Source organism: Actinomycetes bacterium (genome assembly GCA_022396035.1).
Classification (GTDB): domain Bacteria; phylum Actinomycetota; class Humimicrobiia; order Humimicrobiales; family Humimicrobiaceae; genus Halolacustris.
In genome coordinates, this window is record JAIOXO010000001.1 from 192,474 (window position 1) to 209,264 (window position 16,791).

Sequence of the window (16,791 nt, forward strand, 5' to 3'; positions counted from 1 at the left end):
ATTTTTCTAATTACTTTAATAACTAAATTATAAAGAAATAACCAGAACTTATCATATCATAATATATGATTAATATCTATAATAAAATTATAAAATTTCTAATATTGTTTTTGTTAATAAATTCGGTATTCAGATCCTCCGTCTTATAGCCAGACCATAAAAATATCCGCACAGTTTAGCCAAGTCTATATAGGCAAGAAGAAAAGGTAATAACATTATGGCTGCTGCCTTTTTACAGCACCGCCGGCCCTCAAATACATAGCCAACCCTAAAGAAAGCAGGCCGGGAGTAAACCAGCAATAACAGGGCCAGGGGAAGCAAAAACCACCAGCTTACCGTAAATATAAGGGTCAGGAAGGCTAGAAATACCGCTGCCGACCCTATCCTTAACCCATGGCGGTAAGTATACATCCTCCCCAGGGCATCCCCCTTGGCATAGCGGAAAAACTGTTTAAATATGGAAGACAGGCTGGTTCTCATCAGCCAGCGGACCACTGCCCGGGGCACAAATTTTATCCGGTAGCCCTGGTTTTTTAAAAAAAAGTTAAACTTCATGTCTTCCCCGAAATCCAGATTCTGGGGGTATCCGCCCACCCGCTCCCAGGCTGATTTATAGAAACATACATTACGGGAGGAGGGCATAAACCGGTCTTCTTTTACCTGGTGCGGCAGCACTACCACTGCTGAGGCCAGGCACCTTTCCAGGAAACTGTTGGCCAGTGCTGCACTATAGCCGCCAGCTACAGTATCGGGCCCGGCATTTGAGGCCAGGGTACCCAGCCAGTCCCGGTCCAGGATGCAGCCGGCATCACTTACGCATATAACCTCTGACCTGGCAGCTTTAATAGCAATATTTCTTCCCCGGGATATTCCAGCTTCCTCCTGGATGATATTAACCCTTACCGGCAGCGAAAAATCCCTAAAGCAGGATTTGATAATCTTAACCGTGCCGTCGGTAGAACCCCCGTCTACTATTACTATCTCTGCCGGCAGTACCGACTGGCCGGCCAGGCTCTCCAGAAAGGGTCGGATGGTATCCGCTTCATTGTATACGGTAGCTATGAATGCTGTATTTTTTCTTATAGCCTTATTATTTATATCCATGGTTAAAATAATATTTAATTGCCCGGCCAAACTGGGCAGCTGTTTGCGGTTTGCCGGTTAAAAAAGATAAAAATACGCGGTTCAGCATTCCCAGAAAGTACAGGCAGCTTACTGCCCTGCTGTAAGGCCGGCCGTAATTTTTGGTAAAATATATAACCCTGGATTTCCATACCTGGGACAGCCTTAAGGCCATATCCCGGGATGCTATGCCGCTGTCTGTATGGATAACGGTAAAAAAGGGAAAGTAATAATTGCTATAGCCTTTACGGGCCAGCTGCAGGCACAGTTCGGTATCTTCACTGTACATAAAATACCCGGAGTCAAATCCCCCTGCCTCCAAAAATTTATCCTTTTCTATAAACAGACAGGCACCGGAAATCCAGTCTACCTTCCTTATGCTGCGGTGATCCCACCAGGAGAGAAAATAAGAAGAAAAAAAAGGAACAGCTTTTATCCGGTACAGAAAGCAGCTTTCCAGAAACTGCCGCCATATACCAGGAAAGCTTCGTACATTATACTGCAGGCTGCCGTCGGGGTTAATTATCCTGGGGCCAACTGCCCCCACTTTTTCATTTTTGCTTTTAACCAGGTAAAACTCTATTAATTTATAGATGCCCCTGCCGCTGAACCGGGCATCAGGATTAAGGAACATTAAGAATTTACCCCTGGCCCAGGTGGCCCCCAGGTTAGAGGCATGGGCAAAGCCCCGGTTGCTTCCCACCTTTATAATCTTAATCCTGGGCATCCTGGCAGCCAGGCCGTCCAGATAGTCAATGCTTTCATCCACCGACCCGTTGTCTACCACCAGCATCTCCCAGCTTAAGCCTGCATCCAGGTGCCGGGTGCTTTCTATGCACTGCCTTATGTGCTGGCAGCTATTATAGTTTACAGTTATTATGCTTAGATCCATGGTTTAAATACTTATCCACCAGGTTTAATAATTCTTTTGTAAAATTTTCTGATGAGAACATCCTGGCCCTTTCCCTGGCCTTTAAGGCCATGGACTGAAGGTCAAATTGGCCGGTTACCGCCTTTATGGTTATACTCTTAAGCTGGCTGATGCTGTCAAAAAGATACCCGTCTATACCGTCCCTTATAATCTCTTTCTGGCCTCCCCTGTTTATCACAATAGGTATGCAGCCGGCAGCCATGGCCTCCACGGTGGTTATTCCAAAATGCTCAAACTTTTCCGGGTGCCTGGCCTCGCTTTCACCCATCCCGGAAGCATGCCAGAAAAATCTGGCGGTAGAGAACAGCTCCACCAGCCGGCCGTATTCAGCATTGGCCATAACCGTTACCGGGTAGCCTTCCGCCTCCTGCTTTATCTTCTGCACATAATCCTGGTGCTCCTTTTTTTCTGAAAGGCCTCCGGCCAGATAAAGCCGGTAGCCTTCCATCTGCTGGGGATATTCATCACACAGCTGCCTGAATGCCTGCACCATCTCCAGCTGTTTCTTGTTGTGGTGCTCGGGGAAAAACCTACCCACGCTGAGAATTATGTCCTGCTTGGGACCCGGCTTAAACTGCTCCACCTCTACCGGAGGAAAAAGCAGCAGAGACTTTCTTTTCCATAGCCTGCTTATCCACTTCTGGCTGTACCGGGATATGGCTATTATCCCCTTATAGGTATCCAGAAAATCAAGGTTGCGGGGATAGGAGATAACAAACTGGGGTATATAGCCGATTAATTTAAGCAAAAACTTCTTTACCACACTCTTGGGGCTCTGCTCATAAACCACTGCCCCCAGCTGCCGGGTATCTTTGCCGGGTAAGGTAAAGGTATCCGAGTCTATTTTGGCCTCTACCGGGCCCGTTCCCAGGTCAATGCTTTTAGACTGGCCCCGGGGCAGGCGCAGGGCTGTACTTTTAGCCTGGCCGCCGGTTAGGTAAGTAACTTCTACTTTCATCTGCTGCAGCGGGCTGGAAGCAGGATTCTTAATGCCCACCACCGCCGGCCCCCCGAACTTTATCCGGGCAGAACCGCTGCTCCAGCTGCCCCTGCCCAGCAAAAACCGCTGGGGCTCATAGAGGCCACCTTCTATCTCTATATCCTTGAAACTTGAACACCGGGATTCTGCCAGCCGGACCATTAAGGTAGCCGGCTTCTGAAACAGGAGCAGGAAACGGTGCAGCGTCCCAAAATCTATATCAAAAGGTGTAGGGAAATAACAGATATACAGGTTGGCCTTCCCGTATGCAGGCAGGGAACTCAGATAGGTAGCATTTATAAATAAATCATAACCGCTGGTTATTTTCTGGGCGTAATGGGGGGATATAAAGGGAAAGTGCCTGAGCTCTACTCCGGACAGATCCAGGCCCAGCCGGTCGGATATATGGTCCAGGCTGGCGTGCAGATCAGTTAACAGATGCACCTGGTAACCACTTTGCCGGGATAATATCTCCGCTGCCTTGCAGCTGTATCTTTCCCCTCCCCCGATAGTGGAAAGGTAGCGGTCATAAATTCCTATTTTTACCATAAACTATCCTGACTAAAAACTTCGCATCCATTTTTTAATCTGCTTATCCTTAACCACGGCCGAAAACCTTATCCTGGCCCTGGCCCCCAGATAGGCCGCAAACAGGTAGAAAAACTTAAAAAACAGCTTTACCCTTATGGGTATATCCACCCGGTTGGGTTTCCTTCCGGCCAGCAGTAAAAACCCATAATAGCCACCATGGTAAACCATGGAGCCGGCAAAAGCCAGCCAGGTCCTGGCCAATAAGGAAAACCAGCCACACTTGAAAATGGCCAGCATCCGGTTTCTCAACACATAATAGGTAAAATCATAAGACCATTCCCGGCCGGTTCCGCAATGGTAATGCCTGGCTACCGAATTGGGCACAAAGAAATGCTTCCAGCCCCTGAGCCTGGCCCTCCAGAAAAGATCTATATCTTCGTAATAGGTGAAAAAATCGGGGTCAAAATAACCGGTATCCTCCAGCATGGCCCTGTCCACTATAAAACTGCTGCCGCTTAGCCCGAACACCTCTTCCACCCGGCTGTACTGACCTTCATCAAAACTGTTAAAACCCCTTTCCCGGGCATAAAGGGAATGGTTAACCTTAACCCCGCAGGAATTTATAATGTCTTTCTGGTACCGGTAGTAATGCTGGGGAACAGTCAGATCTACAATCTTTTCTTCCCTGCCCACCTCTACCTCTTCTAAAAGTTCTTCTCCTATTACTATTTTAAGCCGGTTGGATTCCAGGCAGGAAGACAGGGTTAGCTGCAGCTTTAAATCCTGGTCCTGATCGGCTATGGGTATGCCCAAATACCCGTCCCCGTTAGTCCACTGCCAGGATCCCTGCGGGGGATAAAACCCATCCATATACTTAATGCTGCGGTTGGCCCACTGGCCCTGGCCGCCAATAATTATTTTTGAAACCTTTACTCCCAGCCTCCTGGCATGCCCGGATCTTCCCTTCTGGTTTATGCTGTCAGAAACCAGCTCCAGGGGAAGGTAGGGAAAGTAAAAAACCACTTTGGAACCCACTGCCCCTATTTTTGAATCATCTCCGGATTCCCTGAATATGGCCAGCATTTCCCGGGCCCAGTCGGGATCCACCACGCAGTCATTATTTATAAGGGCGATGTATTTGCCCCGGGCCAGCCTGAAACCTTCATTATTTCCTCCGGCATAGCCGGTGTTTTTTTTCAGGGCCGCTATCTGCACCCAAGGATACTTTTCCTTTACCAGGTCAACCGAGCCGTCGGTGGAAGCATTGTCCACCATTATTACCTGAAGTTTGTCCCGGGAATAATTCAGATTGGATATGGAATCAAAAAGACTGGAAAGAAAATCCTTACCGTTAAAATTAACGGTTACAATCGATAATAAAGGGTCTGCGTCTTTTTCCAATTAATACTTTCACCTCTTCTAGCCAAGTTGGTAATTCAGCCTCTGGAGAGCACAACAACCCCTATGGTAATTATTGCAGCTCCTGCCCATCGAATAGGATTTACATCCTCTTTTAAAATAAATTTAGAAAGTATAAGCACAAACACATAGGTCAGCCCAATAAAGGGATAGGCAAAACTTAAATCCACCGCTGACAGCACTATAAGCCACAGGGCTGCCGATATTACATACAAAAATAACCCCAGCAATACCGTGGGGCTCTTGACTACTTCCAGAAACAGCCGGGCCAGGCTGCCCAAGCCGTTAAAATCAAGGGCGCCAATGCGGTTCATTCCTATTTTTAGAAGTATCTGGCCGCCTACCGCTATAACTACGCTTATAAGTATCAGGGTTACTGATTTTGCCAAACTCAATTTTTCTTTCTCCCTGTCCATTTATCAAACGCCTTTTTTATTTATATCCTTATAACAAATTTATAAATAAAAATCTACATTTTTCTGGCCAGATAAAACCGGTTGGATACAGTTAGCCCTATAATCTGGTCAATATTTTTAAAATCCAGCAGCATTGATTCCAGGCTCTGGTCTATAGACAATTTTTTATGAGGTTTTTTGGCTATGCCTTCCTCTGCTATTTCCCTTAGCCGGTCTGCATCCATACCCAGTTTGCTGATCTCGGTCTGCAGGGCCTTGAATATATTAAAGTATATGAGCAGCATCCTTTCCCGGTTCTTCTGGTTTAGTTGGTTTATTTCCCGGTTAATCTGTGCATGCAGGTTATGGTTTAAGTTTTTCATGGATTCATTGTAGCTTTTCCTTATATTCTCAAAATAAAGGCTGGCCACCGTATACATGTATTTCTTGAGCTTTCCCTTAAAGCTTTTGTCCTTGAGCAGCTCCTCTGAATTCAGCATATCGAAGCCGGACAGCAGTTTAAGCTTTTTAAAGCCCTCCCGGGAAAATTTTATATCAAAAAGCTCAAATAATTCATTTTGGCCGTACAGGTCCTGAACAACTTTTTCAGGTTGGTATTCCGGATCTTCTATCCTCTCCCAGCTTCCCTGCTGGATAAGTTCAAAATCTGCATTTTTTAAAATATAGGAGGCCATAAAATCATCAATAGTGGCCCTGGCCTTATCCTGCATGCTGGACTGGCTGAAATAATCGGCCAGTCCCTTATTCTCCGGAATGGATATAAACAGCAGGCCTTCGCTTTTTAATTTATCATTGAGCACATTGATCAGGTCATGAAAAAATTTGGGAGTTATGTTTTCAAAAGCATTATTTATTATAATGCCGTCAAATTTGGTCCTGGAAGATATCTTTGCCTTCAGCAGGCCAACTGTATCCAGTTCATAATCCTCCTGCCCCTCGGCAATATCCTGTACCTTCAGGTAAAAAATCTTTCCCAGAGCTTTCTCGTCCAGCATATGCTTATCTTCATATTTTTCCGAGGTGATGGCTAAAATATTATTGCTGTGGCCAAAGTTGTTTTTAAGCACTTTGCCTATCTTGCTGTTCTGGTCATCTATCATCTTCATTATCTGTTTCTTATCCCGGGCATAGTCAGCTTTCTCGCAATATTCTATAATCGGCCTGGCCACACTCTCCCAGGACAGCGAAGGCACAATTTTATCCATGTTTTTTTTGTATATATCTTTTAAGCTGTTATTGGTAAGCATGGACTCCATTACCCTGGCCAGCTGCTGGGCATCCTGATACCTTACTACTTCCCCGATATTGAATCTTTTAACCATCTTGGCAATGGAATCTCCTTCAGTAGTTATTACCGGCAGCCTGGCCCAGATATAATCTATTACCCTGGTACGGTAAGAATACTCGGTTTCAATTCTTTTCTGGTGTATGGAAAGGCCTACATCCGATTCCAGTAAAAAATCCTGCCTCAAGTCATAGGGCGCCCATTCATTAAAAAATATGTTCCGGCCATACAATTCCAGCTCCTTGGAAAGCTTTATGGCCTCTACGCATTTATTCATCTGGGGCAACTTGGGATCAGGGTGCCGGGTTCCCAGAAACAGCAGTTTAATATCCTTCCTGTGCCTGGTAATCTCCCATATGGCTTTTATGGCGGTAATGGGATCCAGCCAGTTCCAGATACCTCCTCCCCACAGGGCTATCTTGTCATCATCCCTTAAGTTGGGTATGACCTCTTTTAATTTCATTTCCGTAGTATGCTGGGGAACCTCAGAGGGAATACCAAAGGGGACTACATCAATAAGCTTCCTTAAAGTATTATCATCATCATAGCTGTAGGGGTTTATCCTGCCCATGGCACTCAGCATGCCCACCCAGTAGTCTCTCTGCTTTCCACTGGCGCAGATAAAGAAATCCCCTATAGCCAGCTGCAGTTTTAAAATATTTAAGTTATTTTTATCAATCCTCAGCCTCTCTGCTACATCCCGGTCAGCAAACATCTCCAGGCTTTCCAGGTTAAAAGGATTATAAAGGTCTACTATTATCTTTCCCTTGTAATTCTTCAGATAGGGAAAGTAGTAGATTATATGGCCCTGGATAAGTATTATATCTGCATCATCGGTAAGGTTTTTAAGGGTCCGGTAATCCCTGTTATTATACTGTCTTACCCTGAACCCTTCCGACTTTATATCCATACGGTTGGGCGTAGCCAGGGTTACCTCGCAAAACCGGGACATCACCCGGGCAAATTCATAAAACCTTATCCCCGGTCCCGCCATCTGTGAGCCGATTACATCATGTGATATTATTAAAAGCCTGGGTATATTCTTTTCCATAATCATTCCTTCTGTCTTAAAAAATTAAGATTGTTATTATTTTAACTTTAATCTGTTTAATATAAAATGGTTTTTTATCCTAACCATCAGGTTTAGGGTCAGCAGCAGCAGGTTTTTCATATAAGCTGAGGCTAAAGCCTTGCGCTGATCGGGGCTTGCCTGGTGCCTGGCCCATTTAATTTCTGCAGCTGTAAAATCCCTGTAGGGCAGCCGGGCATTGATTACCGCGCACCTCAGGCGGTTTTTATGGTACAGGGAATAAAAATTACTGCTGAACTTTTCCAAGGTTGCTGCCTGTTTGTGCCTGGCTATGGCCAGGGGATTTACCACTACCCTATAACCTTTTCTGGCTGCTTTTAAGCAATAATCCAGCTCTTCAAAATAGGCGGGCCTGTACCCGGTATCAAAACCGCCCAGCCCTGCAAAAAGCCTGGCCCGGGTAGCCAGCATGGCCCCGGTCACATAATTAACATCCTTAACCGTATCCAGAACATGCCCTGTTTTTTCCTTATACTCATCCCTGAGCTGCCCGTAGCTTTTATCCGCACCTATATGGGTGGTAATAAAGTTGGCAGATATCAACCCGCCCAGGTGCTGTATGGACTGGCCCTCGTAATCCAGTATCAAGCCTCCGCATACCCCTATATCCGGGCTCTGCTCCAGAGGCCCGGTAAGCTGGCCCAAAGCCTCCGGCTCCAGGTACATATCCGGGTTTAAAAAAACTATGGAAGAAAAGGATTTAAGTCTCTGGCCCATATAGCCGAAACAGGCCTTTTTTATGCCCCCGGAAAACCCCAGGTTTTTGCGCATTTTCAGCATCTTGAAATTATGCGGGGATATCTGGGGGGTGGAATTTCTGAACTGCTTGATCTTTTCTACGGTATGGTCTTCAGAATGGTTATCTGCCACCAGTAAAAACCATTGGCTGTAGTTCTGGGCTGCCACCGACTCCAGGCATCTTTCAATAAAGCTCTCACTGTTATAGGTTATAATTACAATCAGGCTTTTTTGCTCCATAGGGATTGGTATAAGGTTTTATAAGTAAATAGATTTTAATATAGAAAACTTATTATTACAATTTTAGCCGGCAATATTTAACCCTTAATCTTTTTTGCAAGCATCTTCAGATAAGCATAGCTGCGGTAGATAAAGCCCTTCTTAACTATGGCTTCCAGCTCTGCTATTCTGGCATCCCTGTCTGCTATCATCTCTTTCTGCCTGGCCGCGATGCCTTCCATATTGTTAAGCGCCTCTTCCTTTTGAAACAATATCTTTTTATCCTGGCCGCGGTCAGGGGCGGTATATGGTTTTTTTGCCCACTGCTTCAGGTTCCGGGTAGTGTAAGCGTAGTTAAAGTGCTTCAGTCCATACTGCCTGCCCTCCTGCCCCCGCTCCTTTACCTGTTTACGGTGACCGGCAAGATATAGCAGAAGTTTGGCCAGCTGCTGGCTGCTGCCGGGGGCAAAGGTATAGCCTACCCCCTCTTTTTCTATGGTATGAGTCAGCTCACATACATCAGAGCTGACCACACACAGCCCTGCCCTCATCCAGTCCAGGATCCTGTTTTTACTGCCCAGCCTTACCTCATATATGTCCTTATCTATGTTTATTCCCACATTCGCTTCCAGATAATAATTGGGTACATCCTCTCCCTTAATCCAGCCTTTCATTAGAAAATTATGCTTGAATCTGCTTTCCTCAATAAGGGACAGAAAATGGGGGTAGGTTCTGGTGTCCTGCTCTGGTATCTCTCCCCCGGTGGATACGAACTTTATCCTAGGATTGGATTCCATGGCCAGCTTCAGGCCTTCAAACAGGGTATCCACATCAGTCCAGGTATTATAGCCCCCGGTCCACAGCACTATAAAGTCATCATCTCCAATACCTTCTGTGCCCCTTATAACCTCCCTGGTGTGCTGGTAACTGTCCGCAGGCATGCCGCAGGGAATACAGTAGCTGAAATCATATCCCAGGGTATGGCGATTCAGCCTGCCTGCTGCTCCCAGCTCACCTATCAGGGCATATTCCTGCCTCTCTGATACACAGGAAAAAAGGTCTGCTTTCCTTAATATATTGTATTCACTGTTCCAGTAGTGAAACAGGCAGCCGTCATCCTCATCCACTGCCGCCCGGGCCTGCGCTTCGGCCATAACATGGCCAAACAGGTCCGCCCATAAGGGCAGGCCGGTTTTTATCTTTGACCCTATATAGGAGGGGTAGAAGGTGCAGCCGATGATACAGTCAGGATTAAAATCGGTGCAAATCCCGGTAACCAGCTTAAGGTCTTCAAATTGTTCCGGAGCCAGTATATGGTAATCAAAGCGGTAATCCTGGTGCTGGAAATCCTTTATATGTCTCGATTTAAAATCCCGGTCATATGCGCTGGGGATGCCGTAGTTGACCAGGCAAATTTGGTGTCCGTCCTCCAGCAGTGGCTGTACAAACTGCCAGGTCCTGATCCCTGTGCCGTAAACCTTCCTGTCGTTTTCAAAAGGAAGGGGGCTCATTCCCAGTATGAATAATTTCCCCATATCAAAGCCTTGATGAATTTTGTATTTACTTTACCATAAAAAGGTTAAAAGAAAAATTTAAGGCCTCTAATATTATATAATATTAATCCATGCTGTGCCTTCTATTTTTTCATTTAATATAATATGTTTAATAAAGTATATATTGCCGGTTCAGGGGATAGTGAAAAGAATTAACATTATAAACCCCACCAGGCCAGCAACAATTATTCTGCTAAGTTGATGATTTTTAAAGCTGATAGTATATAATTACCCTATAAATTTAATAAGTCTTTTTTATTTATGGACAAAAATTACAGACATGAACTGAAATACTATATAAATTATCTTGATTATTTAAAGCTTGCTGACCGCATAAAAGGTGTGTTTACCAGAGATATCCACTGTCAGAAGTCCGGTTATGCGGTCAGGAGCCTTTATTTTGACAATAAATCCAATCACAGCTATTACCATAAAATAGCAGGTATAAGCGAAAGAAATAAATACAGGGTAAGATTATATGACCTGAACCCTCACCCTATTAAGCTGGAGATAAAATCAAAAAGTGATAACTACATATACAAACAATCGGTAGCCATTACCCGGGACCAGGTGTTTGATCTGATGTCCGGCCGGTACCGGTTTTTATTGGGGAAAAAGCATCTTACTGCCAATCTGGTTTATGCTGAATTCAGCAAGGACCGCTACCATCCGGCAGTAGTAGTAGATTATTTCAGGGATGCCTATTTTTATAATACCCCGGAACTGCGGGTTACTTTTGACCGTTTCCTGGGTAAAAACGAGACCGATTTTGGCCGTTTTTTCCAGTCAGATCTGGTTCTGGACCGCCTGCTTGGTTCAAAAAAAATGATTATGGAAATAAAGTACAGGCATAATATACCGGTGTGGATTAAAAAAATACTGCAGGTAGGCAGTTTTGAAAGCTGCGCTATCAGCAAATATACTTTATCAAGATATATAGAAGGGTAGGGTAATGGATAGGATTACTTTCAGAAATTTTCTGGAATCCCTCAACATGGATTCCATGCAGGACGCAGCCCAGCAGATAGACCTGCTGCAGGTAGTAATTAACCTGGTGCTTGCTCTGGCTGTGGCCATGTTCATATACTGGATCTACAAGGTAACCTTTTCCGGGGTATTGTACTCCAAAAATTTCAATATAACCCTGGTCCTGGTTTCCCTGGTAACCACATCAGCGGTAATGATTATTGCATCCAATATAGTGCTGGCCCTGGGTATGGTTGGAGCCCTGTCCATTGTAAGGTTCAGGATGGCAGTCAAGGATCCCAAAGATGTAGGTTTTCTCTTCTGGGCTATAACCAATGGTATAATTTGTGGAATATCCGCCTATGGCCTGGCTATCATATGTGCCCTGTTTATTGGCCTGGTAGTATTTGTGCTGTCCAAAAAGATCCGTATAACCGAGCCCTACCTGGTTATTGCTGAAACCAGCGAAGATGATTACCCCCAGCTGGAGGAAATCTGCAAAAAACTATGTATGGTATACAAGCTAAGATCCAAAAACATAAAAGACGGCCGCTATGAACTGGTGGTAGAGATAAAGATTAAGAAAGACAACCTGCAGCAGTTTGTATCTGAGGTAAAAAACCTGCCCTCCATGGAAAATATGCGCCTGGTATCTTATGAAGGAGACCTGGAAGAAGGTTAATTTAATGTTTAAAAAAAGGGATATAGCCATAATAATAGTCCTGATTGCAGCCCTGGGGGGTGCTTTGTTTCTGTACTGGTGGCAGAGACCGGAATTATCTGTGGGCGGCACCCCGGCAGTTATTGACCACAAAAGCCAGACCATAATGGTAAGGCTGGATCCGGACGCAGATACCCGCCAGGAAATCCGGTTCAATTTCCTCCTGAACAACCACCGGGTATATATACAGGATCCTGGAACCGGAGAAACCACCAAAATCAGTTCGGGAAATTATTATGATTTTCAAAGCTATATTTCACATTCCAAACTCATTGCCGGAAGAACCGAATATGACCTGTGGGTAACCACGGGGACACTTCCTTTAATATCCATTAATACCGGCAGCCAGGATATACCCAATGAACCTAAAATACCCTGCATAATGTCTGTTTATGACCAAACTGTGGATACCAATATCACTGCCGACATAGAGACAGTTAACAATTACCGGGACTGCCCCCAGCCCAGTTACAGTTTTAATCTGGGCTCAAATCCATTTACCCCAGAGCCTTCCCCCCTGCTGGATTACGGCAGCGGTACCAATTTCATTTTAAGCTCAACCTATCTGGACCCTTCGCTGATGAGAGAAAAACTTGCCTATGACCTTTTTTCCATGATGTCTGAGGACCATCCCCGCCCTAATCCAAGGTATGTCGAACTGGTGCTAAATGGGGACTACCAGGGCATATACCTTTTGTACCAGAGACACTCGGGACCACTGTTTTCGGTTGGCGGGGAACAGGGCATGCTTTTTGAGGCTTCCGGCTGGCAGGCCAATTTGTCCCACGGGGCCAGCGGTTTCTCCCAGGTAGAGCCGCAGTCGCCGGATATGCTTTATATTATTGACCGGCTGGCAGACCAGGTGCAGAAGCAGAAGATACCGGAAGCTATAGACCTGGACAGTGCTGCTGATAATTACCTGCTTTATCTTTTTACCGGATGCAGCCACCCCCTGGCGCCCTACCAGTTTATATACCAAAGTCCCGGGCAGGACCAATTAGGTTTTTGTCCCGGCGATTATTATCAGGCCGGCTTTGGCAGGGACGGAAACTCCTTTAGGCAGCCGGTCCGGGTTTTAAGGCTGAACCGGCTGTTTAGCCTGCTGGAAAAAGACCCTGCCTTCAGGGACCGGCTGCAGCAAAAGTGGCAGCAGCTAAAAAACGATGGCTTTAGCTTAACCCGTCTGCAATCCCTTATGGAGGAAAATGCCCGGATTGTTGAACCTGCCCTGGACAGAAACCGGCTCAGATGGCCATATGATCCGGAACTGGTTGAAGAAGATACCGGACTTGGCCAGGAGCTAGAATACATGCAGCAATATATGCAGCAGAGAACCGCCTGGCTGGACCGCTATATTGGCTCCAATCTCCAGATCTTTATAGGAGATAGGGAGGCAACCATAAACCATGAATCCAATACCATATTCTGTGCCCTGGAACCTGGAGCAGCCACCCTGCAGACCATTAATACCAGCCTGGGAAATGATGTCCCCATACATATTGAACCTATCTCCTATGGAAGCTTTAATATGGGACACCTGGAAGACAGGGAGGCCGGCTTTAGGAAAGCCGCGGAAGAATTCTCCCTGGATAACCCCGATGACCGCCTGACAGTAAATATAGAGAGCCTGGAAGGAGGCCAGACCGTTAGCGGCCTGGTTAAGGTTACCGGCTGGGCTGTTGACCAGCTGAGCCATACCGGTCCGGGGATAGAGGCGGTGTACCTGTCCGACGGGCCCCTGGCTTTAGACAACTACCTGGGGCAGGCAGATTACGGCCTGACCAGGGAAGATGTAGCTGCTAATCTGGGGGACAGCAAGTACACAGACAGCGGTTTTTCTTTTACTTTTGATTCCATCTACCTGGAAAACGGCCAGCACACCCTGTACCTGTATGTCAGCACTGCTGATGGCAGGCATGCAGTAAAGACAGTTGGTTTTGAGCTTGAAAACTCCTACAGCCTGGCCAGCTACGGTATCCCCCGAACCACCGATCTGTCCAATGGCCAGCAGTATGATTTTATAGATTTTATATACCACGGGGTTGTGGATATCCAAGGATGGGGCCAGTATCAGCTGTGGGTTACCACCGGCCAGGTACCGGTAGTAACCATAGATACTGAAGGGCAGGACATCCTTAACTTTCCCAAAATTGGCTGTAATTTCCAGCTGATATCTGATGAGGACTGGTATAATTACAATACCCCGGATACAGAAAGCCTTATAGAGATAAGGGGCGGGTCCAGCAGGTTTTCACAGAAAAAATCTTACAGCTTTAAATTCGAAAGAAATCTGGTACACAATATTGAGGTTGATCTGCTGGATATGATAGAAGCCAGAAAATGGATTCTGAACAGCTGTTTTCTGGACCGATCTTTTATGCGGGATAAAATATCCTATGACCTGTTTAACCAGCTGGGGGACCAGGACCATTATGATTATGCTTCCCAGACCCGTTTTGTGGAGGTATTTGTAAACGGAAGCTACAGCGGGTTGTATCTGCTGACTGAAAGGATTGATGAAGACAGCCTGCACCTGAACAACTTTTCACCAGATGATTCCATGCACAGCGTGGTTTACAAATCTTACAGTTCGGCTACCAGCTGGAGAAGATTCAATACTGACATAAATTATATTCCCTATGACAAACTGGGGCCCTACCAGGGATACCTGCAGAAAGAGCCCAATCCGGATAACCCCGACCAGGGTGAATTCTGGAGCCCCCTGGCCTATTTCAGGGAGATGGCCATAAAATCTCCTGATAATTATTTTAATCAGTTCATAGGGGAAATGCTGGATACAGCCAATGCCATTGACCTTCACCTGCTGATACTGGTAACCGGAACCGATGATGCCCTGCTAAACAATCAGTACCTGGCCAGGGACAACCAGGAGGACAGCCGCTTTTTCTTTGTGCCCTGGGACTATAATGCATCATTTGGCAGGAATGCATACAGCATCAAGACCTCTTTTGCCCGCTGGTATTCTAATGGACTGTTGGACCGGTTATTTTCAACCGGCAATTACAGCCGGGAATTTAAGCAGAGGTGGAACCAGGTAAAAGATACCGTGTTCTCTTACCAAAATATTGAACAGATGGTAGATGCCAATGCTGAGCTTATCCAGGATTCTGCAGAGCGCAATTTCAATAAATACCCCATAGTGGTGGGCGACAACTGGAAAAATGACCAGTATGTTGATGCCTACAATTTTGGCCAGGAGCTGGATTATCTAAAATCATGGGCCCATGACCGCATCAATTTTTTGGATGCCTATATAAATGCTACTGATAGCCTGGATACCAATATGGTAAATGAGGCCATACGCATAAGTGTTGACTACCCCCAGCCGGGTGAAAATATCACTGGCGATTTTAACCTTTCCGGCTGGGCGGTAAATGTTTCCAGCAAACAGGGCCCGGCTATCCACAGGGTAGAAATCTATAATGAGGCCGGGGAAACCCTGAATCTGGTAACCGTTGCCGGTTACGGGCAGCCCCGGGAAGATGTGGCCCAATTTTTTGACCATGCAGGTTATAAGGAATGTGGTTTTACTGCCCTTATTAAACAAGATCAGCTGCATGAAGGCATCAACCTGTTATGGGTTTTTGCCTATGGTGAGCAGGGCAGGTACAATATCGTTCCCCTGGAGATTAATTTAACTTTTATGCCGGCTAATAGTTAATTTGATATGAAAGCAGCCTGGAAGGCACATGCTCGGCTTGGGATAAATCCTGGCTGCTGAGGATTACCTCTGAAGTTACTATAAATAAGGTTTGCTGGTCCCAGTAAAGATACCTGGCCAGCCCTTCCACCGGCTGCCGGAAGGAAACCTCCAGCCCCTGCCTGTCTACTTCCACCAGCTGGCTGCTTTTTCCGGTTTGCAGCAAGCCCCATATGTATTCACTGCCCACCATAATCTTCTGCAGATACCCTCCCAGGTCAGAGGTTTGCTGTAATCTGGGTTCCGGCCCCAGGCTATAGGTTGAAATACCCTGGCTGCCGGCGGCATAGAGATAATCCTGGCCGGCCTGTAGATGGTTAATCCATCCCTCCAGGTCACTGGTAACTATTCTTTCCTGCCCCTGTTTGCCTGTATCTATAGCATAAAGCGCTCCCCGGCCCCCGGCATAGACTATATCATCATGGGCGGCAATAGAATATACTGCTTCGTCAATATCCAGCGACCACATAAGTTCAGGTTTCCCGGCCCGGCTTACATCAACTGCATAAATTCTGGCCAGCTCCTGCTGCTCAGGACCCATATAGGATCCTTTGATATACAGGGTGCTTCCTATTTTGGCCAGCTGGATATCAAATCCTTCCAGCTCCAGGGAGGAAAGGTGGGATATAGTGGTGCCGCCCCCTACCTGAAGTATATCCAGGCGGTGGTTGGGACAGGCATATATGATATTATCTTCTATCAGCAGGCTTATAGCCCGGCCCTGGTTTTCTGCCCATGGTTGGATACTGTACTCTGATGCCAGCTTGAGGCTGGCAGGGTCGGATACATCGATTACCGCTATCTTATTATTCAAACCCATATACAAAAAGTCCCGGCTGGCCCCCAGGCTGTAGCACTCAGAATCAAGGTCTATATGTGAGATCTCCCGGGCAGCTAGCCGGTAGCCGGCGGATTCCTGCTGGCCTGGTCCCTCTGCTAAAGGTTCCTGCCTGAAAAAGAAATAATAAATGGTTATAGCTACCAGCAAAGCCAGTATCAAAATAATAATTATAAGTAATGGCTTTTTCATAACTAAAGCACCCATAATTAATTAGAAAAAATAACTGCAAGCCTGTATAATGTTAAAATATTTATCAATT

General features: G+C 46.0%; 12 protein-coding genes. 3 read left to right on the plus strand and 9 right to left on the minus strand.

Features of this window, described 5'->3' with window-relative positions; all coding sequences use genetic code 11:
• Window positions 1–129 precede the first annotated feature (129 nt).
• The 8 genes from K9H14_00970 to K9H14_01005 form a co-directional block, all read right to left on the minus strand.
• Entirely contained in the window at window positions 130–1,104 is a 975-nt protein-coding gene (locus K9H14_00970; GenBank protein ID MCG9478763.1) for a glycosyltransferase, read from the minus strand.
• Window positions 1,091–2,014, minus strand: a complete 924-nt coding sequence (locus tag K9H14_00975; protein MCG9478764.1) for a glycosyltransferase family 2 protein — start codon at window positions 2,012–2,014, stop codon at window positions 1,091–1,093. Before K9H14_00975 ends, K9H14_00970 begins: the two co-directional genes overlap by 14 nt.
• Window positions 1,983–3,581: a glycosyltransferase gene (locus K9H14_00980; GenBank protein MCG9478765.1), complete on the minus strand. Its 1,599-nt coding sequence runs from the start codon at window positions 3,579–3,581 to the stop codon at window positions 1,983–1,985. Before K9H14_00980 ends, K9H14_00975 begins: the two co-directional genes overlap by 32 nt.
• A gap of 12 nt (window positions 3,582–3,593) precedes the next feature.
• Window positions 3,594–4,964 (minus strand): glycosyltransferase family 2 protein, encoded by a 1,371-nt coding sequence (locus tag K9H14_00985; protein MCG9478766.1) that lies wholly within the window; start codon window positions 4,962–4,964, stop codon window positions 3,594–3,596.
• A 35-nt stretch (window positions 4,965–4,999) separates the two neighbouring features.
• Complete coding sequence (locus tag K9H14_00990; GenBank protein ID MCG9478767.1) at window positions 5,000–5,398, minus strand: EamA family transporter; 399 nt, start codon at window positions 5,396–5,398, stop codon at window positions 5,000–5,002.
• 53 nt (window positions 5,399–5,451) lie between these two features.
• Window positions 5,452–7,734, minus strand: coding sequence for a glycosyltransferase family 4 protein (locus K9H14_00995; protein MCG9478768.1), 2,283 nt, complete (start codon window positions 7,732–7,734; stop codon window positions 5,452–5,454).
• 36 nt (window positions 7,735–7,770) lie between these two features.
• A complete protein-coding gene (locus K9H14_01000) occupies window positions 7,771–8,751 on the minus strand; it encodes a glycosyltransferase family 2 protein (protein ID MCG9478769.1) in 981 nt (326 codons plus the stop codon).
• A gap of 77 nt (window positions 8,752–8,828) precedes the next feature.
• Complete coding sequence (locus K9H14_01005) at window positions 8,829–10,265, minus strand: glycosyltransferase family 4 protein (GenBank protein MCG9478770.1); 1,437 nt, start codon at window positions 10,263–10,265, stop codon at window positions 8,829–8,831.
• A 279-nt stretch (window positions 10,266–10,544) separates the two neighbouring features.
• Between K9H14_01005 and K9H14_01010 the strand changes: the two genes are divergently transcribed.
• The 3 genes from K9H14_01010 to K9H14_01020 are packed head-to-tail and all read left to right on the plus strand — an operon-like array spanning window position 10,545 to window position 15,652.
• On the plus strand, window positions 10,545–11,231 hold the full coding sequence (locus tag K9H14_01010) for a polyphosphate polymerase domain-containing protein (GenBank protein ID MCG9478771.1): 687 nt from the start codon (window positions 10,545–10,547) through the stop codon (window positions 11,229–11,231).
• A 4-nt stretch (window positions 11,232–11,235) separates the two neighbouring features.
• Complete coding sequence (locus K9H14_01015) at window positions 11,236–11,931, plus strand: DUF4956 domain-containing protein (GenBank protein MCG9478772.1); 696 nt, start codon at window positions 11,236–11,238, stop codon at window positions 11,929–11,931.
• A 4-nt stretch (window positions 11,932–11,935) separates the two neighbouring features.
• A complete protein-coding gene (locus K9H14_01020) occupies window positions 11,936–15,652 on the plus strand; it encodes a CotH kinase family protein (GenBank protein ID MCG9478773.1) in 3,717 nt (1,238 codons plus the stop codon).
• On the opposite strand, the gene K9H14_01025 is transcribed toward K9H14_01020, so the two are convergent.
• On the minus strand, window positions 15,642–16,721 hold the full coding sequence (locus K9H14_01025) for a hypothetical protein (GenBank protein MCG9478774.1): 1,080 nt from the start codon (window positions 16,719–16,721) through the stop codon (window positions 15,642–15,644). The genes K9H14_01020 and K9H14_01025 overlap by 11 nt on opposite strands.
• Between the last annotated feature and the right edge of the window lie 70 nt (window positions 16,722–16,791).

Coding starts and splice junctions, on each gene's coding strand:
- K9H14_00995 (MCG9478768.1), bottom strand. CDS start 7,734: ATGGAAAAGAATATACCCAGGCTTTTAATAATATCACATGATGTAATC.
- K9H14_01010 (MCG9478771.1), top strand. CDS start 10,545: ATGGACAAAAATTACAGACATGAACTGAAATACTATATAAATTATCTT.
- K9H14_01020 (MCG9478773.1), top strand. CDS start 11,936: ATGTTTAAAAAAAGGGATATAGCCATAATAATAGTCCTGATTGCAGCC.
- K9H14_00980 (MCG9478765.1), bottom strand. CDS start 3,581: ATGGTAAAAATAGGAATTTATGACCGCTACCTTTCCACTATCGGGGGA.
- K9H14_01005 (MCG9478770.1), bottom strand. CDS start 10,265: ATGGGGAAATTATTCATACTGGGAATGAGCCCCCTTCCTTTTGAAAAC.
- K9H14_01025 (MCG9478774.1), bottom strand. CDS start 16,721: ATGAAAAAGCCATTACTTATAATTATTATTTTGATACTGGCTTTGCTG.
- K9H14_00990 (MCG9478767.1), bottom strand. CDS start 5,398: ATGGACAGGGAGAAAGAAAAATTGAGTTTGGCAAAATCAGTAACCCTG.
- K9H14_01000 (MCG9478769.1), bottom strand. CDS start 8,751: ATGGAGCAAAAAAGCCTGATTGTAATTATAACCTATAACAGTGAGAGC.
- K9H14_00975 (MCG9478764.1), bottom strand. CDS start 2,014: ATGGATCTAAGCATAATAACTGTAAACTATAATAGCTGCCAGCACATA.
- K9H14_01015 (MCG9478772.1), top strand. CDS start 11,236: ATGGATAGGATTACTTTCAGAAATTTTCTGGAATCCCTCAACATGGAT.
- K9H14_00970 (MCG9478763.1), bottom strand. CDS start 1,104: ATGGATATAAATAATAAGGCTATAAGAAAAAATACAGCATTCATAGCT.